Annotated in this window: 21 protein-coding genes and 2 pseudogenes; 14 read left to right on the top strand and 9 right to left on the bottom strand. The window is 61.5% G+C overall.

Annotated elements, in window-relative coordinates; translation table 11 throughout:
• Positions 1 to 82 precede the first annotated feature (82 nt).
• A complete protein-coding gene (locus tag BMZ57_RS16535) occupies positions 83 to 1,162 on the bottom strand; it encodes a hypothetical protein (RefSeq protein ID WP_021492044.1) in 1,080 nt (359 codons plus the stop codon).
• Positions 1,163 to 1,319: 157 nt separating this feature from the next.
• On the opposite strand from BMZ57_RS16535, the gene BMZ57_RS16530 reads away from it, so the two are divergent.
• Genes BMZ57_RS16530 through BMZ57_RS16515 form a run of 4 tightly spaced genes read left to right on the top strand, consistent with a single transcriptional unit; the run spans position 1,320 to position 3,917 of the window.
• Positions 1,320 to 1,622 (top strand): PepSY domain-containing protein, encoded by a 303-nt coding sequence (locus BMZ57_RS16530; protein WP_010211388.1) that lies wholly within the window; start codon positions 1,320 to 1,322, stop codon positions 1,620 to 1,622.
• A complete protein-coding gene (locus tag BMZ57_RS16525) occupies positions 1,622 to 1,933 on the top strand; it encodes a PepSY domain-containing protein (protein ID WP_010211387.1) in 312 nt (103 codons plus the stop codon). The genes BMZ57_RS16530 and BMZ57_RS16525 overlap by 1 nt, the downstream gene beginning before the upstream one ends.
• Positions 1,933 to 2,601 (top strand): response regulator transcription factor, encoded by a 669-nt coding sequence (locus BMZ57_RS16520; protein ID WP_010211385.1) that lies wholly within the window; start codon positions 1,933 to 1,935, stop codon positions 2,599 to 2,601. The genes BMZ57_RS16525 and BMZ57_RS16520 overlap by 1 nt, the downstream gene beginning before the upstream one ends.
• Complete coding sequence (locus tag BMZ57_RS16515; RefSeq protein ID WP_010211383.1) at positions 2,598 to 3,917, top strand: sensor histidine kinase; 1,320 nt, start codon at positions 2,598 to 2,600, stop codon at positions 3,915 to 3,917. Before BMZ57_RS16520 ends, BMZ57_RS16515 begins: the two co-directional genes overlap by 4 nt.
• 25 nt (positions 3,918 to 3,942) lie before the next feature.
• Here the strand turns inward: BMZ57_RS16515 and BMZ57_RS30185 are convergent.
• Both BMZ57_RS30185 and BMZ57_RS30180 read right to left on the bottom strand, forming a co-directional pair.
• Positions 3,943 to 4,452 (bottom strand): annotated as a pseudogene (locus tag BMZ57_RS30185) (methyl-accepting chemotaxis protein); the annotation flags it as partial.
• A gap of 348 nt (positions 4,453 to 4,800) precedes the next feature.
• Positions 4,801 to 5,871: pseudogene (locus BMZ57_RS30180) on the bottom strand (cache domain-containing protein); the annotation flags it as partial.
• Positions 5,872 to 6,367: 496 nt separating this feature from the next.
• Between BMZ57_RS30180 and BMZ57_RS16505 the strand changes: the two are divergent.
• The 3 genes from BMZ57_RS16505 to ctpM all read left to right on the top strand — a co-directional run bounded on the left by BMZ57_RS16505 (position 6,368) and on the right by ctpM (position 10,502).
• Positions 6,368 to 7,687, top strand: coding sequence for a Na+/H+ antiporter family protein (locus BMZ57_RS16505; protein ID WP_162098524.1), 1,320 nt, complete (start codon positions 6,368 to 6,370; stop codon positions 7,685 to 7,687).
• Positions 7,688 to 7,871: 184 nt separating this feature from the next.
• Complete coding sequence (locus tag BMZ57_RS16500) at positions 7,872 to 8,702, top strand: N-acetylmuramoyl-L-alanine amidase (protein ID WP_021492040.1); 831 nt, start codon at positions 7,872 to 7,874, stop codon at positions 8,700 to 8,702.
• Positions 8,703 to 8,822: 120 nt separating this feature from the next.
• Positions 8,823 to 10,502 carry a methyl-accepting chemotaxis protein CtpM gene (ctpM, locus tag BMZ57_RS30340; RefSeq protein WP_021492039.1) on the top strand — a complete coding sequence of 560 codons (1,680 nt, stop codon included), beginning with the start codon at positions 8,823 to 8,825 and terminating at the stop codon, positions 10,500 to 10,502.
• A gap of 69 nt (positions 10,503 to 10,571) precedes the next feature.
• Here ctpM and trhP read toward each other — a convergent pair whose 3' ends face one another.
• Positions 10,572 to 11,885 carry a prephenate-dependent tRNA uridine(34) hydroxylase TrhP gene (trhP, locus tag BMZ57_RS16490; protein ID WP_069672722.1) on the bottom strand — a complete coding sequence of 438 codons (1,314 nt, stop codon included), beginning with the start codon at positions 11,883 to 11,885 and terminating at the stop codon, positions 10,572 to 10,574.
• A gap of 224 nt (positions 11,886 to 12,109) precedes the next feature.
• Between trhP and BMZ57_RS16485 the strand changes: the two genes are divergently transcribed.
• From BMZ57_RS16485 to BMZ57_RS16470, 4 genes are all read left to right on the top strand, one after another.
• Positions 12,110 to 12,373 carry a DUF2790 domain-containing protein gene (locus tag BMZ57_RS16485; RefSeq protein WP_010211377.1) on the top strand — a complete coding sequence of 88 codons (264 nt, stop codon included), beginning with the start codon at positions 12,110 to 12,112 and terminating at the stop codon, positions 12,371 to 12,373.
• Positions 12,374 to 12,415: 42 nt separating this feature from the next.
• Positions 12,416 to 12,628, top strand: a complete 213-nt coding sequence (locus tag BMZ57_RS16480) for a hypothetical protein (RefSeq protein WP_069672721.1) — start codon at positions 12,416 to 12,418, stop codon at positions 12,626 to 12,628.
• A gap of 31 nt (positions 12,629 to 12,659) precedes the next feature.
• Positions 12,660 to 13,868, top strand: coding sequence for a cytochrome c biogenesis protein DipZ (locus BMZ57_RS16475; RefSeq protein WP_047542813.1), 1,209 nt, complete (start codon positions 12,660 to 12,662; stop codon positions 13,866 to 13,868).
• A 103-nt stretch (positions 13,869 to 13,971) separates the two neighbouring features.
• Positions 13,972 to 15,039 carry an AI-2E family transporter gene (locus BMZ57_RS16470; protein ID WP_010211353.1) on the top strand — a complete coding sequence of 356 codons (1,068 nt, stop codon included), beginning with the start codon at positions 13,972 to 13,974 and terminating at the stop codon, positions 15,037 to 15,039.
• On the opposite strand, the gene BMZ57_RS29540 is transcribed toward BMZ57_RS16470, so the two are convergent.
• The 3 genes from BMZ57_RS29540 to BMZ57_RS16460 form a co-directional block, all read right to left on the bottom strand.
• Positions 15,036 to 15,206, bottom strand: coding sequence for a hypothetical protein (locus BMZ57_RS29540; RefSeq protein WP_010211350.1), 171 nt, complete (start codon positions 15,204 to 15,206; stop codon positions 15,036 to 15,038). The genes BMZ57_RS16470 and BMZ57_RS29540 overlap by 4 nt on opposite strands.
• A 91-nt stretch (positions 15,207 to 15,297) precedes the next feature.
• On the bottom strand, positions 15,298 to 15,492 hold the full coding sequence (locus BMZ57_RS16465; protein ID WP_010211349.1) for a hypothetical protein: 195 nt from the start codon (positions 15,490 to 15,492) through the stop codon (positions 15,298 to 15,300).
• A gap of 225 nt (positions 15,493 to 15,717) precedes the next feature.
• Positions 15,718 to 16,092, bottom strand: coding sequence for a hypothetical protein (locus BMZ57_RS16460; protein WP_021492030.1), 375 nt, complete (start codon positions 16,090 to 16,092; stop codon positions 15,718 to 15,720).
• Between the two features lie 156 nt (positions 16,093 to 16,248).
• Here BMZ57_RS16460 and BMZ57_RS16455 point away from each other — a divergent pair, with 156 nt between their 5' ends.
• A complete protein-coding gene (locus BMZ57_RS16455) occupies positions 16,249 to 17,067 on the top strand; it encodes a shikimate 5-dehydrogenase (protein ID WP_069672720.1) in 819 nt (272 codons plus the stop codon).
• A gap of 57 nt (positions 17,068 to 17,124) precedes the next feature.
• Here BMZ57_RS16455 and BMZ57_RS16450 read toward each other — a convergent pair whose 3' ends face one another.
• A complete protein-coding gene (locus BMZ57_RS16450) occupies positions 17,125 to 17,772 on the bottom strand; it encodes a YceH family protein (protein WP_069672719.1) in 648 nt (215 codons plus the stop codon).
• A gap of 115 nt (positions 17,773 to 17,887) precedes the next feature.
• Between BMZ57_RS16450 and BMZ57_RS16445 the strand changes: the two genes are divergently transcribed.
• Positions 17,888 to 18,397, top strand: coding sequence for a DUF1993 domain-containing protein (locus BMZ57_RS16445; protein ID WP_069672718.1), 510 nt, complete (start codon positions 17,888 to 17,890; stop codon positions 18,395 to 18,397).
• 69 nt (positions 18,398 to 18,466) lie between these two features.
• On the opposite strand, the gene sstT is transcribed toward BMZ57_RS16445, so the two are convergent.
• A complete protein-coding gene (gene sstT / locus BMZ57_RS16440) occupies positions 18,467 to 19,687 on the bottom strand; it encodes a serine/threonine transporter SstT (RefSeq protein ID WP_021492028.1) in 1,221 nt (406 codons plus the stop codon).
• 226 nt (positions 19,688 to 19,913) lie between these two features.
• Here sstT and BMZ57_RS16435 point away from each other — a divergent pair, with 226 nt between their 5' ends.
• On the top strand, positions 19,914 to 21,071 hold the full coding sequence (locus BMZ57_RS16435; RefSeq protein WP_010211338.1) for an MFS transporter: 1,158 nt from the start codon (positions 19,914 to 19,916) through the stop codon (positions 21,069 to 21,071).
• The last annotated feature ends 1 nt before the right edge of the window (position 21,072 follow it).

The following is a 21,072-nucleotide window of genomic DNA, read 5'->3' as shown; positions in this document are numbered from 1 at the left end:
AGCAAGAGCAAGAGCAAGAGCAAGAGCAAGAGCAAGAGCAAGAGCCGCTCGCTTCGCATCGTGGTTAGCGGTGAGGTGGCACCTACAGGGGCTGTAGGCTCTCGCCCAATCGGCCGTTGTCCGCCAATGCCAGAAACTCATCGCCCAGCCGCTGGCTTTCGCTCATCGCGGTCTGCCAGTATTTGTTGCGGCTAGGATCGTCACCCATGAAGCGCTTGAAGTCGCTGCGGTCCGGCAGTTTGCCGTGGGGCAGGCGGGCGAGGTAGTCCTTGGACGGTGCCAGCAGCAACACGTCCTGCAGACCTTGCGGGTTGCTGCGCCGCCACGGTAGGCCCTTGTCGAACCAGCCGGGGATGACCCGGTCGGTGAAATGTGGGTACAGCACGATGTCGTCGCCGTGGTAGGGCAGGTCGAGGTGGTAGTCCAGCAGGCCGCCGTCGCGGTAGGTGCCGGCGCCTGCGCCCGGCAGGTCGCGCACGCCTTGCATTACCATGGGGATCGAGCCCGAAGCTAGCAGGGCCTGGCGCAGGTTACCCAGTTCCAGGGCCAGGAAGCGCGACGGGAAATCCTTCAGTGGGTGCACCGGTGGCGCCTGGCGCGGGTCGTGGATGATCAGCCGCTCAAAGTGCCGCGACAGCCGCGCGCGGCCGCGCAGGTTGTCGGCGATCACCGACGACAGGCCCAGCCCGAGGCGCCCACGGTGGTCATCGGCGAGCAGGCCGTGGCTCTTGACCACCATGATGTTCAGACGATAGTTCGGGTTATCCAGTAGCTGTGCATCGCGACCGGCCAGCAGGTCGTCGAGCATGCGTTGGCAGCTCTGGCTGACCTCGGCCATGGTCACGCCTTTGGCAAAACGTTGCTCGTTGTACAGACGACCGAGGTCCAGCAGGCCTTGCACCGGGTCAGGCAGGCACGCGCTGGCAAACCGCCAGGAGCCGATGGAAGCCCCGATCAGCGCCCGTTCCCGTGGCGCGCGGGGCAACCAGTCACCGAATAGCGCCAGGTCCAGGCCCTGGATACCCAATGCCTTGGGGCCGCCGGCCGCGCCGGGCAGGATGCCGACGTCGGCCGGTGTGAAGCCTTGCGCACGAATACGAGCAAAGGCGCGTTTGCCGGCCTTGAGGGTCAGGGCGGGAAACTTGATGTGGATAGCTGTCATACCGGTCTCTGTTCGAGCGAGCGGGGCATTATAGAAAATCTCGCGGAATGTGTGAAAAGGCCTTGCCGGGAATTGCCATGGTGGCAATTCAGTTTCAGTTAAGTTGCAGCGCGTACGGTGACCGGCGTAGGAAAACATCCTGTAACGGAGACATATCATGAAGCGCCTCACCGCTCTGGTCGCCGCCGGTATGATCGCCCTCATGGCGACCCAGGCCCGAGCCGTGGACCCCGACAAGCCACTGAAAGTGCCTGCCACTGTTACTATTGTCGCCTTCGATAAACTGGAAGCCGCGGCCCTGGCCCTGCACCCCGGCTCGACGCTGCTGGATACCGACCTGGACGAGGCCTACGGCAAGTACGTCTACGAGGTCGAATTGGAAGATGCCCAGGGCATCGAATGGGACGTTGAATTGGACGCGCTCACCGGGCAGGTTCTCAAGAATCATCAGGAAACGTAATGAAGGTTAATCTATGCGCCAGCAGTCGTGCCGCGCTGGTGCTCATGGCATTCTGCTCCAGCCTGGCGGCCCGCGACCTTAATCAGGATGAAGCCTTGTCGCTGCGCCAGCAGGGGGTGATCCTGCCGCTGGAGCAGCTGTTGCACCAGGCCATGGCGCGGTATCCGGGTTCCCGCCTGCTGGAAGCCGAACTGGAAAAGAAGCACGGCCAATATGCCTATGAAGTGGAACTGGTGACCACCGAAGGCGTGGTGCGCGAGATCAAGCTGGACGCCAGCACCGGTGTGCTGATCAAAGATGAGGAAGACTGATGCGCCTGCTCTTGGTGGAAGACAACGTCCCCCTGGCCGATGAATTGCTGGCCGGGCTGCAACGCCAGGGCTATGCCGTCGATTGGCTCGCCGATGGTCGCGACGCCGCGTACCAGGGGCGTAGCGAACCCTATGACTTGATCATCCTCGACCTCGGGCTGCCCGGTTTGCCTGGGCTTGAGGTATTGGCGCAATGGCGTGCCGCCGCGCTGGCCACCCCGGTGCTGATCCTCACCGCCCGCGATTCCTGGGCCGAGCGCATCGAAGGGCTCAAGGCCGGCGCCGATGATTACCTGAGCAAGCCGTTTCACCCCGAGGAGTTGTACCTGCGCATTCAAGCGCTGGTGCGTCGCTCCCACGGCCAGGCCAACCAGCCCACCTTGCAATCCGCCGGCCTGCACCTGGATGAAGGCCGCCAGTGCGTGCTGCGCGATGGCGCAGAGATCCCGCTGACCGCCGCCGAGTTCCGCCTGTTGCGCTACTTCATGCTGCACCCCGAACAGATCCTGTCGAAAAGCCATTTGGCCGAGCATTTGTATGACGGCGAAACCGAACGCGATTCGAATGTGTTGGAAGTCCACGTCAACCACCTGCGGCGCAAGTTGGGCCGCAGCGTGATCGAGACCCGCCGCGGCCAGGGTTACCGGTTTGGCGCCAGCCCTGCATGAAGTCGATCCAGCGACGCCTGAGCCTGGGCCTGGTCAGTGTCATGGTGATCGTAGGCGTGGTGCTGGCACAAACCAGCTTGTGGCTGTTTGAAGCCGGTTTGCAGCGTTACCTGGAAGCCGGGTTGCGCAACGACGCCGAGAACCTGCTGGTGGCGCTGGTGCGTGGTCCTAACGGTGTGCAGTTGGATGAACAACGCCTGTCGCCAGCCTATCAGCGTCCGTTTTCCGGGCATTACTTCCGCATCGACTTTGCCGACACCCACTGGCGGTCCCGCTCGCTGTGGGACCAGGAACTGCCGCGCCTGCCCGAAGTCGGGATCAAGGGCAATCTGCAATTGGGACCGGAAGGCCAGCAACTGCTGGTGCTGCGCTCGGACTACAAACGCTTTGGCCAGCCGATTTCCATCAGCGTGGCCCAGGACTACACCCCGGTGCGGGAAAGCTTCCGTCTAATGCGTCAGATCGGTCTGGTGCTAGGGCTGGCGGCGCTGCTGCTGGTGCTGATCCTGCAACGGATCACCGTACGGCGCGCCTTGCGCCCGCTGGAAACCGCGCGCAACCAGATCGCCCAACTGCAACAGGGCCAGCGTTCACAGCTCGATACCCAGGTACCGCTGGAACTGGAACCGTTGGTGGCGCAGATCAACCACCTGCTGGCTCACACCGAAGACAGCCTCAAGCGTTCACGCAATGCCTTGGGCAACCTCGGCCATGCCCTCAAGACCCCGTTAGCCGTGCTGTTGAGTGCCGCGTCGAGCGACGCGCTCAAGGATCGTCCCGAGCTGAGCAAGCTGTTGCGCGATCAGTTGGAGCACGTGCAACAACGCCTCAACCGTGAACTCAACCGCGCGCGCCTGGCCGGGGAAACCCTGCCGGGCGTGCTGTTTGACTGCGAAAAAGAACTGCCCGGCCTGCTCGCCACCCTCAGCATGATTCATGGCGAACACCTGGACCTGAACTACCACGCCGCGTCCGGTCTGCAACTGCCTTGGGACCGTGAAGACCTGTTGGAGCTGCTCGGCAATCTATTGGACAACGCCTGCAAATGGGCGGATGCCGAGGTGCGCCTGACCGTCACGGAGACTGGCCGCAACTACCTGTTGGCGGTGGAGGATGACGGTCCCGGCATTCCCGAAACCCAGCGTGACCAGGTGTTCAGTCGTGGCACGCGCCTGGATGAACAGATCCATGGTCATGGCTTGGGGTTGGGGATCGTGCGGGACATCGTCGAGGTGTGGGGCGGGGTGTTGCAGTTGCAGGAAAGCGAGCTGGGTGGGTTGAAAGTGCTGATCGAATTGCCGAAGCGCCAAGGATAAACCTGGCGCCTCGACAATTGTCTGGTTAGACCCTGAACTGATCCATCAACCCTTGTTGCTGATTCGCCAGGCTGTTCAACGCCTGGCTCACCCGTGCCGATTCATTCGCCTGTTCCGACAGCGACTCGGTCACATCGCGAATAGTCGCCACGTTGTTGTTGATTTCCTCGGCGACGGCACTTTGCTCTTCGGCGGCGCTTGCGATCTGCAGGTTCATGTCGCTGATCACCGTGACGGCATCACCAATCTGGCGCAGGGCCGTCACGGCTTGCCCGACCTGTTCGACACTGCCCTGGGCCTGGCGATAGCTGTTACCCATGGACCCGACAACCGCTTCGGTGCCGTTTTGCAGGTGCTCGATGACCAGGCGGGTTTCTTCCACCGACTCCTGGGTCCGCTGCGCCAGGTTGCGTACCTCGTCGGCCACCACTGCAAACCCACGGCCGGCCTCACCGGCGCGGGCGGCCTCGATGGCGGCGTTGAGGGCCAGCAGGTTGGTCTGCTCGGCGATGCCGCGAATCACTTCGAGCACCGAACCGATTTTTTCGCTGTTGGCAGCCAGGCCTTCGACCTGGGTCATGGCCGTGCTCATGTCCGACGCCAACGCCCCGATATTGTGAGTGGTGTGCTCAATCACTGTCAGGCCATCACGGGTGGCTTGGTCGGCGTCGCGAGCGGCTTGTGCGGCCTGCGCAGCGCTGCGTGCCACATCCTGGGCGGTGGCGCTCATTTCGTGAGACGCCGTGGCCACCTGGTCGACCTGGCGGTACTGCTGCTCCATGCCGGCGCTGGTTTGAGTGGCAATGGCGGCGGATTGGTCCGCAGTACCACGGGCGTCCTGAACCGAGCGTTTCACCTCGGCAATGATCGGTTGCAGTTTGTCGAGGAAGCGGTTGAACCAGCCGGCCAACTGGCCCAATTCGTCCTGTTTGTCGTAGGCCAGGCGGCGGGTAAGGTCGCCTTCGCCGCTGGCGATGTCTTCGAGCATGTGCGCCACACCGAGGATCGGGCGGGTCACGCTGCGTGCCATCAACCACACCAGGATCAAGCCGACCACCGCAGCCAGCAGGCCCAGGCCCAATTCCAGCAAGGTGCCACGGGTGTTCTCGGCGTCCATTTGGGCTTTCAGCGCTTCAGCCGGGCCTACCAGGACTTTCTCCGGCACATCCAGCAGCACGCCCCACGGCTTGCCCTCCGGGATGGGCGCAAAGGGTGCCAATACCTTCAGTTGATGATCGGTGCGCAGGCTACGAATATGCGTACTGCTGGCCAAAGCGCCGATCAATTGCGCGCCGTTGGCGGTATCGACCTGATCCAGGCGCTGGCTGAGCTTGCTCGCGTCCGGGCTGTAGCCGGCGAGCAAACCGGTGGGGCTGAGGATGCTGACCTGGGTCTGACCGTCATACAGCTTCTGGCTGGCCTGTTGGCTCACGGCCTGCAGGCTGTTGAGGTTGATGTCCACCGACAGCGAGGCAATGACTTTGCCGTTGGCCATCAACGGGAAGACGATGCTGGTCATCAGCACGTTTTGCCCGTTGATCCTGTAGAAGTACGGCTCGATGACGCACGGCTTGAGCAGGGTGCGTGGGCAGGTGAACCAGGCGTTGGCCTTTTCACCGCTGGGGCCGACGCTGGTGTCGGACATGTCGCTTTCCGGCAGCGCCATCGACTCCAACTTGCCGGGTGTCGGCTGCGACCAGTACAGGGCGAAGCGGCCCTTGTCGTTACTGCCGAGTTCAGCCTGGCCGGCGAACAACTCATCCTTGCCGTCCAGGGCATTGGCTTCGAACACCAGGGACAGGCCGAGCAGATCCGGGTTGGCCTGCAGCGCGGCCTTGACCTGGCGGGTCAGGTCTTCGCGGGTGTCGAAGGCATCGAGAAAGCGCTTCTCGGCCTGTTCACGCAGGAACAGCACCTGGCGGGAAAAACCATGGCCATACTGATAGGCGTCCATGAACTGGCGGCGGATGCCCAGCGCCTGCACTTCGCCTTGGGCCTCGATGCGCGCCTGGGCGGCTTCATCCAGCATCTGCATGCTGGACGCCTTGACCTGCTGCGAACTCTGCTCCATGCGATACAGCGACAGACCCACCAGCAGGGTCACGATTCCCAGCAGGCAGAGGCCAGCGAGCAGGGTGATTTTCCATTGAATGGAGAGCTGCCTAAGCGACATCGGTACGTCCTTACCTGAAAACACATAGAGCTCGGTTATCGGCTGATTTCAACTTTTCTTTATTCAAACGATCAATTTAAACTTGCTTTGTGATGAGGTGCTCGCTCACCACAAAAACGCCTTGTTCACTCCCTGCTTTTGACATGAGCGCCCACCTGCTGCACAGTGCGCGCCCTCTAATAAGACCTCCTTCACGCCTGCACGCTGGTTGCCACCCGATGGTCGCCTGGGCGCGGGCATGCCTGTTTTTTATGTTTTTCTGCTTGAGGTAACCATGATTAACGCAGTCATTGCCGCGGTCGGCACCATGCTGGTGCTCAGTTTGTCCCGCGTGCATGTGGTCATCGCCATCATCGTCGGCGCCCTGGTGGGTGGTTTGACCGGTGGCCTGGGCATAGACGCCACGCTCAAAGCCTTCAATGGCGGTTTGGGCGGTGGTGCGACCGTGGCGTTGTCCTACGCCTTGCTCGGCGCTTTCGCCGTGGCAATTGCCAAATCCGGCCTGGCCCACGCCCTGGCTGACAAGGCGCTGCTGCTGGTGGACCGCCAGGACGCCAGTGGCGGCGGCCACGTCAAATGGCTGCTGATCGGCCTGCTGTGGGTGGTGGCGATTGCCTCGCAGAACATCCTGCCGATCCACATCGCGTTCATTCCGTTGCTGGTGCCGCCGCTGCTCTACGTGCTGACCAAGCTGCAATTGGACCGCCGCCTGATCGCCTGCGTGATGACCTTCGGCCTGATCACGCCCTACATGTTTTTGCCGGTGGGCTTCGGCAATATCTTCCTCAACCAGATCCTGCTGGCCAACGTGGCCAAGAGCGGCGTGGATATCAGCCAGGTCAACGTCACCCACGCCATGAGCCTGCCGGCACTCGGCATGGTGGTGGGCTTGCTGGTGGCGGTGTTTATCAGTTACCGCAAGAAGCGCGTGTACGACCTGGAGAAAATCGAGCGGGTCGAGCAAGTGGCGGTGCAATACAACCCGCTGACGCTGCTGGTGGCCGGCCTGGCGATTGCCTCGGCGTTCATCATCCAGCTGTGGCTGGACTCGATGATCATCGGCGCCCTGGCCGGGTTCCTGATTTTCTCGGTGTCGGGCATCGTGCGCTGGCGCGATACCGACGATCTGTTCACCGAAGGCATGAAGATGATGGCGATGATCGGCTTCATCATGATTGCCTCGTCGGGCTTTGCCGAAGTGCTCAAGGCCACCGGCGACGTGCGCTCGCTGGTGGAAACCTCGGCGGCGTTCATCGGCCATAACCGTGGCGTGGGCGCGTTGCTGATGTTGCTGGTGGGGCTGCTGGTGACCATGGGCATTGGTTCTTCGTTTTCCACGGTGCCGATCCTGGCCGCGATTTTTGTGCCGCTGTGCGTGCAACTCGGCTTCAGCCCGGTGGCCATTGTGTGCATCGTCGGCACCGCCGGTGCACTGGGTGATGCCGGTTCGCCGGCCTCGGACTCCACCCTCGGCCCGACCTCCGGCCTGAATGTCGACGGCCAGCACCACCATATCTGGGACACGGTGGTACCGACGTTCCTGCATTACAACCTCCCGTTGCTGGCGTTTGGCTGGTTGGCGGCGATGACGCTCTAACAGCCTCGCCGCGCATATCTGCAGATTCGTCTCGGTGGCGGCGCCTGCCGCCGCCTTTTGTCGGAAGAGTCTCGGGCTTGGGTAGTGATTTTCTGAAATCGACCTGCACTCGGCAGGGGAAGATCGTTGGACTGTCGATGGTCTTTATATTCCGGAGCTTCTTACCCGACGTTGACGTACTCCGATGAAAAAAGCCGTCCTTTTGCTCGCCATTCTGATGATGACAGCCTGCGTCACGGCGCCGGAAAATCTGATTGTAAAAAACGGCTATGCCGTTGACACCACACACACCTCCCCAAACCAGAACGAGCGGATTCGTTTTTTAGTCCTGCATTACACGGTCTTTGACGACAAAAACTCCCTGGATGCGCTGACCAACGGCACCGCCAGCGCGCATTACCTCGCCTATAGCACTCCGCACAAGCACCACAACCTACCGGTGGTTTTGCAGTTGGTGCCGGAGGCAAAACGCGCCTGGCACGCCGGCGTCAGTCATTGGGGAAACCGGGCCAACCTCAATGACACCTCCATCGGCATCGAGATCGTCAACGCTGGCTTCATTGAAGGCCCCACCGGGCGGCTGTGGTTCCCCTACACTGAAGCGCAACTGGCGCTGGTCAAGCACCTCGCCGCGGACGTGATCAAGCGCTACGCCATCGAGCCGCAAAACGTTGTCGGTCACAGTGACATTGCTCCTTTGCGTAAATCCGACCCCGGTCCGTTGTTTCCCTGGCAGGCGCTTTCCGAACACGGTATCGGCGCATGGCCAGACGCAGTCACGGTACACAAGCACCTGGCCGGGCGTCCTGAATCTCAAACGGTTGACGTGAGCATTGTGCAACGCGCCCTTGCCACTTATGGCTACACGATCCCGCAGAGCGGCGTGTTGGACGACGAAACCCGCCAGGTCATCCGGGCGTTCCAGATGCATTTCCGGCCTGCGGGTATCTCGGGTATCCCTGATGCCGAGACCGAGGCCGTTGCATTGGCCCTGGTGGAAAAATATCTGTCCTGAACGCCGCAATGGCCGAGCTGGAGCAGTAAGTGCGCGCGCCATCAGACGTTGGGGTCCTACAGAATCCGCGCGATTGGCCGTTAACCTCTCAAGTCGCCACTAATAAGAGAGAGAAAAGCCATGCGTCTGAGCCTCAAGGCCAAAGTCCTGTCCCTCGCCGTAGTGCCGGTGCTGCTGTTTGCCGTGGTCATCAGCCTGACCACCGTGTGGATTTTGCAGGGCCAGGCGCGCAACGAGGTGGAAGAAACCCGCCAGCGCCTGCTCAACGACGCCAAGGCCACCCTGCAAAGTTATGTCGAAGTGGCCATGAGCACCATCAAGCCGCTCTACGACGCGGCCGCGCCTGGCGATACCGCTGCGCGTGCGCAGGTGGTCAAACTGCTGTCCAACACGAGCTACGGCAAGGACGGCTACTTCTTCGGCTACGACTCCGAGACCATCCGCCTGTTCAAGGGCAACAGCCCCGACGGCGTGGGCAAGAGCTTCAAGGACAACCGAGACCCCAATGGCGTGTACGTCAACCGAGACCTGGTCAAGGTCGGCAAGGACGGCACCCACTACCTGCAATACAGCTCGACCCAGCCGGGCCAGACCGAATTGGTGCCCAAGATGGGCTACACCGAATACCTGCCGAAATGGGACATGGTCATCGGTACGTCGGTAAACCTGGACGGTATTGAAGCCCAGGTCGCGGTGGTCGAAGCCAAGGTGCAGAAACGCATGGAGGGCGTGCTGCTGAGCATTCTCGGCGTGGCCGTGGTGCTGCTGTTGGTGATCGCTGCCGTTGGCATGCTGCTGGCCAATACTATCCTGCGTCCACTGCACTTGATGAAAGCCAACCTCGACGACATCGCGGCCGGCGAAGGTGACTTGACCCGCCGCCTGGCCATCACCAGCCAGGACGAACTGGGCGATCTGGCGGGGGCGTTCAACCGTTTTGTTGACAAGATCCACGGCCTGGTGCGCCAGATCACCGAGATGACCAGCCAACTCACCGGCCTGGTCAGTCAGGTTTCCGACCAGGCCCAGCGTTCCGAACAGGCCATGGAACGCCAGCGCCACGAGACCGACCAGGTTGCCACCGCGATCAACCAGATGTCGTCGGCTGCGCAAGAAGTGGCGCGCAGTGCCCAGGGTGCCTCGGTCGCTGCCCAGCAAACCGATGCCGAAGGCCAGGCCGCCAAGCGTGTGGTGGACGGCAGCATTGCGCAGATCCACGCGCTGGTGAACGACATCCGCAGCAGCGGCGTGTCCCTCGACAGCCTGCAGCAGGACGTGTCTTCCATCGTCAGTGTGCTCAGCGTGATCCGTTCCATCGCCGAACAGACCAACCTGCTGGCACTCAACGCCGCCATCGAAGCCGCAAGGGCAGGCGAGGCCGGGCGTGGTTTTGCGGTAGTGGCCGACGAAGTACGCGCCCTGGCCAGCCGCACCCAGACCAGCACCCAGGAAATCCAGGGCATGATCGACCGCCTGCAAAAAGGCACCGAGGCCGCGGTGGAGGCCATGCGCCGTTCCAGCGATGCCGGCGACGGCACCTCGGCCCAGGCCAACGAAGCCGGAGCCTCCCTGGACACCATGGCTCAGTTGATCGGCACCATCAATTCGATGAACGCCCAGATCGCCAGCGCCGCCGAAGAGCAGACCGCCGTTGCCGAGGAGATCAACCGCAGCGTGCATCAGATCGCTGTGGCGGTGGACAGCGTCGCCGACGAAACCCAATTGGGCGCCCAGACGTCCCGCAGCTTGGCGGAGCTGGGTCAGCGCCTGGGGCAGTTGGTCGGCCAGTTCCGGATCTGATCAGCCATAAGAGGGCTCATCTCCTGTCACAGGCCGACCCGCTTCAGTGTCTGGTTGAACGCGATACCGTTATAGGTCGCGCATCAGCAGGCCGAAGCGCACATCCATCTCCCCCGGGACCGGCACGTACACCGTGTGCCCATCCCCCGGCGCGACCTCCACAGCCTCGCCCTGGCTGTTGTGCATCCTCTCCAGGTCAAAGTGGAAGTTGCCGGCAGGGGTCATCAATTCCAGGTGATTGCCCAGGGCGAAGCGGTTTTTCACCTTGACCTCGGCCAGCCCGCCCCGGCGCTCGCCAGTCAGCTCGCCGACGAACTGCTGGCGTTCCGACACTGAGCTGCCGTTCTGGTAGTTCTGGTATTCATCGTGCACATGGCGGCGCAAGAAACCTTCGGTGTAGCCGCGCTGGGCCAGGGATTCGAGGTCGGTCATCAGGTTGCGGTCGAAGGCGCGACCGGCCACCGCATCATCAATGGCCTGGCGATACACCTGGGTGGTGCGCGCGCAGTAGAAGTGCGACTTGGTGCGGCCTTCGATCTTCAGTGAATGCACGCCCATCCGGGTCAGGCGCTCCACGTGCTGCACGGCGCGCAGGTCCTTGGCGTTCATGATGTAGGTGCCGTGCTCGTCTTCGAAGGCGGGCATCTGTTCATCGGGGCGGTTGGCCTCTTGCAGCAGGAACACCTGATCGGTGGGCGCGCCAATGCCCAGGGTGGGTTGGCATTGCTGAACGATATCCCCCGTGGCGTTTTCCACAGCCGGGGTCGCCTGGTATTTCCAGCGACAGGCATTGGTGCAGGTGCCCTGGTTGGCATCGCGCTTGTTCATATAGCCCGAGAGCAGGCAGCGTCCGGAATAGGCCATGCACAACGCGCCGTGCACAAACACTTCCAGCTCCATGGCCGGCACTTGCTGGCGGATCTCATCGATTTCTTCCAGAGATAACTCCCGCGACAGAATCACTCGGCAGATGCCTTGCTGCTGCCAGAACTCCACACTGGCCCAGTTCACCGTATTGGCCTGCACCGACAAGTGGATCGGCATCTGCGGGAAGTGCCGGCGCACCAGCATGATCAATCCAGGGTCGGACATGATCAGCGCGTCCGGCCTCATGGCGATCACCGGGGCCAGGTCCTTGAGGAAGGTCTTCAACTTGGCGTTGTGCGGCGCGATGTTCACCACCACATAAAAACGCTTGCCCAACACGTGGGCTTCCTGGATGCCGAGTGCCAGGTTGGCGTGATCGAACTCGTTATTGCGCACCCGCAGGCTGTAGCGCGGCTGGCCGGCGTAGACGGCATCGGCGCCGTAGGCAAAGGCGTAACGCATGTTTTTCAGGGTGCCGGCGGGCGCGAGCAGTTCGGGGGCGAGGATGGGAGGCATGGGCACGGGTCGCAAAAGGTCGCGAAGGTAGCCGAGCGGCGAGGGCGGTTTATTGATCCAGGTCGTCCTTTGGGCTTTTTGTATCGCTGTGTATCGGCGGGGGCTGTGGATACGTATCGATTTATCCGCGCGGTTTTCCGACACAGGCGCGATACCTCAGGGGCTTCTAATTGATTCCAACGAGGCACACCGCCTCCAACCCTGAAAACCTGGAGTCAACCGCCATGAACACCAAAGCCATCTACGCCGCCTGCCTGTTTGCCGCCCTGAACATCTGCACCTTGTCGGCCCGCGCCGAAGCCGCCACTGCCGCGCAAACCTACACCTACGGCACCCACCTGGACATCAAGCAAGTGGTGTCGATGAGCCAGGACTCCAAGCCCGCCTGTGGCGTGGTGAATGCGCGCATGACCTACCTGGACTCCCACGACAAGACCCAGGTGCTGGATTACCTCAAGTTCGGCGACGGCTGCATCGGCGACAACTGAGTCGCGCTGACCTCTCCCATTTTTTGCCACAGGAAAACCGCCATGAACCATCTGACCCGCTTTTTGACCGCCACCGCCTTTGCCCTCGCCGGCACTGCCGTGCACGCCAACGCCGCGATGGAGAAAAGCAGCTGCGCCGCCAGCACGTGTTTCCAACTGACCCCGGTGCAACACGGCGCCGGCCAAGACCTGCTGGTGGAGGACGGCAGCCGTCGCACACCGCTTGGCCGGGCGCTGGACCACCAGACGGCGTGAAGCCGTCTCCCCACTCGATAAGGTGAACACCATGCTACTCATCGCATTCCTGGGCGGCGTCCTGACCGTCCTCAGTCCTTGTATCCTGCCGGTGGTGCCGTTTCTGTTCGCCGGCGTCGACCGCACCCGCCGTTCGATCCTGCTGACCCTCGGCGGCATGGTCCTGACCTTCGCGCTGATTTCCAGCCTGGCCGTGGTCAGCACGGAGTGGGTAATACAGGCCAATAACACCGGCCGCCATGTGGCGCTGATCGTGATGGGGCTGTTTGCGCTGTCGCTGATCTCGGCACGGATCGGTGGCTGGCTGGCCCGCCCCTTTGTGGTGTTGGGCAACCGTCTCGATCCTGACAGCCGCACGCTGTCCGGCCCGCTGAAGTCGGTCTTGATCGGCGTCGCCACAGGCCTGCTGTGGGCGCCGTGCGCCGGGCCGATCCTGGGCGTGATCCTGACCAGCGCGATGCTGCAAGGCGCCAATGCGCAGACCAGCCTGTTGCTGGTGGCCTACGGTCTGGGCAGCGCCTTGTCCCTGGGCACGTTGATCTTTGCCGGGCGCGGCTTGGTCAATCGACTCAAGGCCTCGATTCCGGTGACCGGTTGGCTGCGCCGTGGGGCAGGTGTGGCGGTACTGGCTGCAGCAGTGGTGATCTCCACCGGTGCGGACAAAACCTTACTCGCCGGTACGTCGTCCGAAGGTGTCAGCAGCCTGGAAAAGGGCGTACTGGAAAACGTGCCCAAAGTTGTGGATTACGTGGTGAGCAAGGTCAAGGCCGACCCTGGCGAGGACAATGCCAACGGTGCCATGCCGTCGCTGGCCGGCGCGGTCGAGTGGCTCAACTCACCTGAACTCACCCGCGAATCCTTGAAAGGCAAAGTGGTGCTGGTGGACTTCTGGACCTATGACTGCATCAACTGCCAGCACACGCTGCCGTATGTGAAGCAATGGGCGAAGAAGTACGAGAAGGACGGCTTGGTGGTGATCGGCGTGCACACCCCGGAATACGGCTATGAACGCATCATCGGCAACGTCAAGGACCAGGTGCGCAAGCTGGGTATCACCTACCCGGTGGCCATCGACAACAACTACGCGATCTGGCGCAACTTCGACAACCAGTACTGGCCCGCCCATTACCTGATCGATGCCAAGGGGCAAGTGCGTTACACCCACTTCGGCGAAGGCCGTTATGACGCGCAGGAGCAGATGATCCAGACGTTGTTGAGCGAAGCCAAGGCCATTCAGTGATGCGGTCTATGCTTGTTCAATAACCGAGGGCACTCCCAGGTTTCGCTGCGGACTAAGCAACAGGGTCTACAAGGGACCTCTGCTTTTCTGACATGGACCGGACATGAATCAAACCAATCTGCAATTCAAGACCCTGCTGTTGTTGCTGGGCCTGGTGACCATCGCGTTTATCTGGATATTGCTGCCGTTCTACGGCGCGGTGTTCTGGGCGGTGATCCTCGGCATCATCTTTGCCCCGATGCAGCGGCGCCTGCAGCAGCGCTTTGGCTGGAACCGCAACCTCACTTCCCTGGCCACCTTGAGTGCCTGCCTGATCATCGCGATCCTGCCGGTGATCATCACCAGCGCCTTGCTGGTGCAAGAGGGCGCGACGCTCTACAAGAACATCGAAAGCGGCAAGCTGGACGTGGCCGGGTATATCGAGCAGTTCAAGAATGTGTTGCCGCCGTACTTCCAGCACCTGCTGGACCGTTTCGGCATGGGCAACCTTGAAGGGTTGCGCGAGAAAATCGTCAAGAGCGCAATGCAAGGCAGTCAGTTCTTTGCCACTCAGGCATTCAGCTTCGGCCAGGGTACGTTTGATTTCCTGGTGAGCTTTTTCATCATGTTGTATCTGCTGTATTTCCTGCTGCGCGATGGCCCTGAACTGGTACGTAAGGTGCGCACCGCGGTGCCGTTGGCCGAACCGCAAAAGCGCCGGTTGCAACTCAAGTTCAATCGGGTGGTGCGTGCCACGGTCAAGGGCAACGTGCTGGTGGCCGTGACCCAGGGTGCGCTCGGCGGGTTGATCTTCTGGTTCCTGGATATTCCCAGTGCATTGCTCTGGGCGGTACTGATGGCGTTTCTGTCGTTGTTGCCGGCGGTGGGCGCGGGGATTGTCTGGGGGCCGGTAGCCGCCTACTTCTTATTGAGCGGCGCAATCTGGCAGGGCGTGGTGCTGGCGCTGTTTGGCGTGTTTGTGATCGGCCTGGTGGACAATGTGTTGCGGCCGATCCTGGTGGGCAAGGACACCAAGATGCCGGATTACCTGATCCTGATCTCGACCCTGGGCGGTTTGTCGGTCTTTGGCTTGAACGGCTTCGTGATCGGGCCGCTGGTGGCGGCCTTGTTCATGTCCAGTTGGGCGTTGTTCGTGGAGAGCAAGCCGCGAGTCAAATTGCCGTTGCCCTAAAAGGCAGCTTCAAGCTTGAGGCTTGCAGCTGCTTCACGGCTGCTTATAAAAGGACCACTGATGGCTTCGCCATCGCGAACCAGGTACCAGCAGGCGAGCAAGCCCAGCTGGCGAAGAGGGGCGGGGACGGCGCTGCCGATGACGGACATGATCTGAATAGTGGCCATAAGGACCTCCGATTGCTATGGAGGTCACTGTACGGGGCAGGCTGATCTAGGAAAAATCACCTGGCTCGATAGTCGACATCGACGCGAGACGTCAGTCCACCACTTGATCGAGCATGTTCACCACTTCCTGCTCGCTGAGCAGACCCTTGCGCACCAGGTTTTCCGCCAGCAGCGCGAGGAATTTGGCGCTGCGGTGGCCCTCCAGGTGCTTGAGTTCGGTGAGGGCGCTGTAGACTTTGCTGGATGTGCAGAGGCCAGCGGTGCGGTGCGGGTTTTGCGTGGGCATGGTCAGTCGTCCTTGTTGTTATTGGGTGGACAGGATCGATAGTGGAAGGCTGTCGTGACACAAACATGACAGCGCAAGGCCGGTTCGAGCAAGTAGACATTGGTGTCGATGATGTGCGATTGCGCACCGGGCATTGTCCTCAGAGCGACCTTGACGGCATGAATCCGGACTTTCCAGGCAAAAAAAGGCCCCGCAATCCGGCGAGGCCTGTTTCAGACGATCCGCTTACCAGCCGCGACCGTAATAGCCGTGGGGAGGGCCGTAGTAGCCGCGTGGTGGACCGTAATAGCCACGCGGTGGGCCGTAATACACCGGCGCCGGACGATAATAAACCTGCTGTTGCACATACACCGGTGGCGGCGGTGCGTAGTAGACCGGTGGCGGCGCGGCGTACACCGGCTGCGGTTGCACATACACCGGCTGCTGCACGTAGACGTCACGCGGCTGGCTTGCAACCACGGAGCCCACGACGGCTGCGCCGACTAAAGCACCCAATACGGCCGGGCCACCCCAACCACCACCATGGGCGGAGGCTTGGCCTGCCATCGCGAGTGCGCCAACCAGCAAGGCGATCTTGGGGATTGTACGAATCATGGTCATTCCTCGGTTAGCCCCAGCGCTTGTGGTCTGCAATCAATAGACTCAAGTAATGTCGCGGGGATACTTTTAAGACAACGTATTTCTGAAAAACAGCACAGCCGCTAGGTAAAGGTTGTGTAAGGTCTGTATCCAATTGCTTACTCAAAGGAGTTATCCATGCAGATGCACCCCAACAAGGACACCCAACTGTGCATGTCTCTGTCGGCGCGCCCCGGGAATTTCGGCCTGCGGTTTCATAACCACCTGTACGAGCAGTTGGGTCTGAACTTCTACTATAAAGCCTTCAGCAGCCAGGATTTGCCCGGCGCGATCGGTGGTATCCGCGCGCTGGGCGTACGGGGTTGCGGGGTTTCCATGCCCTTCAAGGAGGCTGCCATTGCCTTAGTGGATGAACTGGACGATTCGGTTCAAGCCATCGACTCCCTGAACACCATCGTCAACACCGACGGGCACCTCAAGGCCTATAACACCGACTACATCGCCATCGAGCAACTGCTGAAGAAGCACGCCGTGCCTAAGGACTCGACCTTCGCTCTGCGTGGCAGCGGCGGTATGGCCAAGGCCGTGGCCAGTGCCTTGCGTGACGGTGGTTACGCCAATGGCGTAATCGTTGCGCGCAACGAAGCAGCAGGCCGGGCGCTGGCGCAGAACCTGGGATATGCGTGGCGAGCCGAATTGGCGGATATGCGTCCGCAGATGCTGATCAACGTGACGCCCATCGGCATGACCGGCGGGGCTGAGGCAGACGCGTTGGCGTTTGACGCTGATGCGGTGGATGTCGCGGAGACTGTGTTCGATGTGGTTTCGATCCCCTCGGAAACACCATTGATCGTGCGTGGAAGGGCCCAGGGCAAGCGGGTGATTACCGGCTTGGAAGTCATTGCCATCCAAGCGCTGGAGCAGTTTGTGCTCTATACCGGCGTGCGGCCGACCGATGAGCAGTTTCAGGCGGCAGTGGCCTTCGCCCGAAACTGAAGCCTTGCCTGGAACGAACGTGGGAGCGAGCAAGCCCGCTCCCACACGTTGACTGTTTTAGGCCTGTTCCAGTAGCGCCAACCGCTCTTCCAACGCTGCAATCCGCGCTTCCAGCTCTTCAATCCGGTCCACGGAAACCCCAACCCCACGCTCTGCCGGGCTACCCCGCGCCGCAATAATCGTCTCGATGTCCGCCGGGTCACCCAGCGCATGGGTATACCGATCTTCCCGTTGCCCGGCCTGACGCGGCACCAGCAGCGCCAACCCTCGCGCAATCAAACGCTCAAGCTGGTGCACCACCTGCTCAGTATCTTCAAAATCATGCATGCGCCCGCTGCGGGTGAGCAGTTCGTTGACCGTCTGCGGCCCTCGCAGGAATAACAAGCCAATCAGGATGACCTGGGCTGGCACCAGTTCCAGCGCCTTGTCCACCCGATGTTCCCAACGGTCGGCGCGGCTGCCCATCACCAGGCGGGTAAAACCCTGGCCCTCCAATGCGCGCAGGCTTTGGCCGACCTGGCCCTGACTGAGGTTCATGACGGGTTCGCGACTGGTCTTCTGGTTGCAGGCCAGTACCAGCGCATTGAGAGTCAGGGGATAGGTTTCCGGGTTGGTCGCCTGTTTTTCGATCAGGCAGCCCAGGATGCGGATTTCCGTGCTGTTCAGGCGCGGCTCACGGTTCTCGGTGTCGTGCTCGGCGGTCATCGCGCTTTCCCTATGCAGTGAGCTCACTAGCGTAAGCCGGAAAAAATAAAAGACAAGCGCCCGGCATGTCTATAATCGCCGCTGGTTCAAACCGTGACATTACCCAGAGACTGCCATGACTATTTCCCTGTACGCCGCCTCCATCCCGGTCTTCAAGCAAATGCTCACCGCCCTGAGCGGTGTGTTGACCAAAGCCGAAGCCCACGCCACTGCCAAGAACATCGAGCCGAACGCCTTGCTGCAGGCACGCCTGTTCCCGGACATGTTCCAACTGGTTCGCCAGGTGCAGATCGCTGTCGACTTCGCCAAGGGCGTTTCCGCGCGCCTGGCCGAGCTCGAAGTGCCGAAATATGAAGATACCGAAGTCACCTTTGCCGACCTGCAAGCCCTGATCGCCAAAGTGTTGGCCTTTGTCGACACCATCAAGCCCGAGCAGATCGACGGCAAGGAAGGCATCGAGATCATCACTCGCCCAGGCACGCCGAAAGAAAAGCGCTTCAGCGGCCAGTCCTACCTGCTGACCTACGGCCTGCCGCAGTTCTTCTTCCACGTCACCACCGCCTACGCTCTGCTGCGTCACAATGGCGTGGAAGTGGGCAAGCGCGACTACATGGGCGCTTTCTAAGCATCCAGCCACAAAAAAGCCCGGGGTCGTTCTTCAGTGAACGGCCCCGGGCTTTTTTGTGGCTGGCGATTAAGCCGGCTGTTCTTCCTTGCCCAGGCAAGCGGCGGCAGTGAACAGCACATCGGTGGACGAGTTCAGCGCGGTTTCCGCCGAATCCTGTAGCACACCGATGATGAAACCCACGGCGACTACTTGCATGGCGATGTCACTGGGAATGCCAAACAAGCTGCACGCCAGCGGGATCAGCAACAGCGAGCCGCCCGCCACGCCGGAAGCACCGCAGGCGCAGATGGCCGCGACCACACTGAGCAGCACGGCAGTTGGCAGGTCGACGGCGATGCCCAAGGTGTGCACGGCGGCCAGGGTCAGCACGGTGATGGTGATCGCAGCACCGGCCATGTTGATGGTGGCACCGAGTGGGATCGACACCGAGTAGGTGTCTTCATGCAGGCCCAGGCGTTTGCTCAAGGCCAGGTTGACCGGGATGTTCGCCGCCGAACTGCGGGTGAAGAACGCGGTGATCCCGCTTTCACGCAGGCACATCAGCACCAATGGATACGGATTGCGGCGCAGTTTCCAGAACACAATGGCCGGGTTGACCACCAGCGCCACGAACAACATGCAGCCGATCAGCACCACCAGCAGGTGGGCGTAGCCGAGCAGGGCGCCAAAGCCGGAAGTGGCCAGGGTCGAGGCTACCAGGCCGAAAATGCCCAACGGCGCAAAGCGGATCACCACACGCACGATCAGCGTGACGCCGTTGGACAGGTCGTCGAGTACGGTGCGCGTGGTCTCGCCGGCATGACGGATGGCTACGCCCATGCCGATGGCCCAGGCCAGGATGCCGATGAAGTTGGCGTTCATCAGCGCGCTGACCGGGTTGTCCACCACGCTCAACAGCAGGCTTTGCAACACCTCACCAATGCCGCCCGGTGCGCTGACCGTTGCATCATGGGTTGCCAGCACCAGCGAGGAGGGGAACCACATGCTGGCAATTACCGCGACGACGGCGGCAGCAAAGGTGCCCAGCAGGTACAGGAACAGGATCGGCTTGATATGGGTTTCCTGGCCGTGCTTATGGTTGGCGATCGACGCCATCACCAGCACAAACACCAGGATCGGTGCCACGGCTTTGAGCGCCGTGACGAACACCTTGCCGATAAACCCGGTGGCCTTGGCCGCCTCGGGCAGCAGCAGGGCGAGCAGGATGCCGGCGATCAGGCCGATGACGATTTGCGTGACCAGGCTGACGCGCGCCAGTCGTTGCAGGAGGGATGGGGCAGCAGTCATAACACTTGTCTCTAGTTTTTGGAGGCACAGCGGCGTACGCAGAAATGGCTGTAGGACGCGGATCGCGAAGTCTAGCACGCTGTAGGAAATGTCCTCGCCTGTGCGGCATTGCGTCACCCGCCCGTCCCAGTCTTTGCAAAATCCTGTTAAGATTCCGTCCTCTCATCTTTCCTTCCGTCAGCGGGCCCTTCGGGCTGTCGTTGATGTCGTCGTTTCTGGAGTTTTCATGTTGTTTCCCATCCTGCTGCTGTCAGCCGCCGGCTTTACGGTGCTGACCACGGAATTCGTCATTGTCGGCCTGCTGCCCTCCATCGCGCGGGACCTGAATGTGAGTGTGTCCCAGGCTGGGCTGCTGGTGACCTTGTTCGCGTTTACCGTGGCGGCCTTTGGTCCGTTTCTGACAGCCTATTGCGCGCGTTTCCCACGCAAACGGCTGTTCATCAGCATCCTGATCCTGTTCGGCGTGGCCAATACGGTGGCGGCGCTGGCACCGAATATCTGGGTGATGGCATTGGCGCGGTTGATCCCGGCGCTGGGGCTGCCGGTGTTCTGGGCGTTGGCCAGCGAAACGGCGGTGGACATCGTCGGCCCGGAATTCGCCGGGCGTGCCATCGAGAAGATCGGCTTTGGTATCGTCTGCGCCACGGTCTTCGGCATTCCGGTGGGTACCTTGATTGCCGATATGTTCGGCTGGCGCGCCGCGTTTGCCATCCTCGCGGTGGTGGCGTTGGCCAAGGCCTTGCTGCTGTTTATCTACCTGCCGGTGACCCAGCCCAAGAATGATGAAGTGACGTTGCGCTCGCAGTTCAAGATCCTGCGTAACCCGCTGATGCAGGGGCATATCCTGCTGTCGATTCTGGTGTTCAGCGGCATGTTCACGGCATACACCTACTTAGCGGACATCCTGGAGCGCCTGGCCGGTTTCGACGGTACGTTGGTGGGCTGGTGCCTGATGGGCTTCGGTGCCGTCGGGCTGATTGGCAATTCGTTGGGCGGGCGTGCGGTGGATCGCCATCCGTTGATCGCGTCGATGGTGTTCTGTGGCTTCATGATTGCGGGCATGGTCGCGCTGGTGCCGGCGATCCATTCCACCATTGGCCTGGCGGCGGCGATGGCCGTGTGGGGCGTGACCCAGGCGGCGATGTTTCTGGTCAGCCATGTGCGCTTGATGAAGGCCGCGCCTCATGCACCTGCATTTGCGGCGTCACTCAACATCGCCGGGGCCAACCTGGGAATCGGCCTGGGCGCCATGGTGGGTGGCCATGTGATCGACACCCTCGGCTTGGGCAGCCTGGGCTTTGCCGCGTCCGGGTTTATCCTCGTGTCGATCCTGCTGGCGTTGTGGCTGATGACCGCCAAGCAACCGGTCGCCTCCCAGGCCTGAG

This window comes from Pseudomonas simiae (genome assembly GCF_900111895.1).
In the GTDB taxonomy this organism is placed as follows: domain Bacteria; phylum Pseudomonadota; class Gammaproteobacteria; order Pseudomonadales; family Pseudomonadaceae; genus Aquipseudomonas; species Aquipseudomonas simiae.
This window is presented reverse-complemented; position numbering and strand designations above follow the sequence as displayed.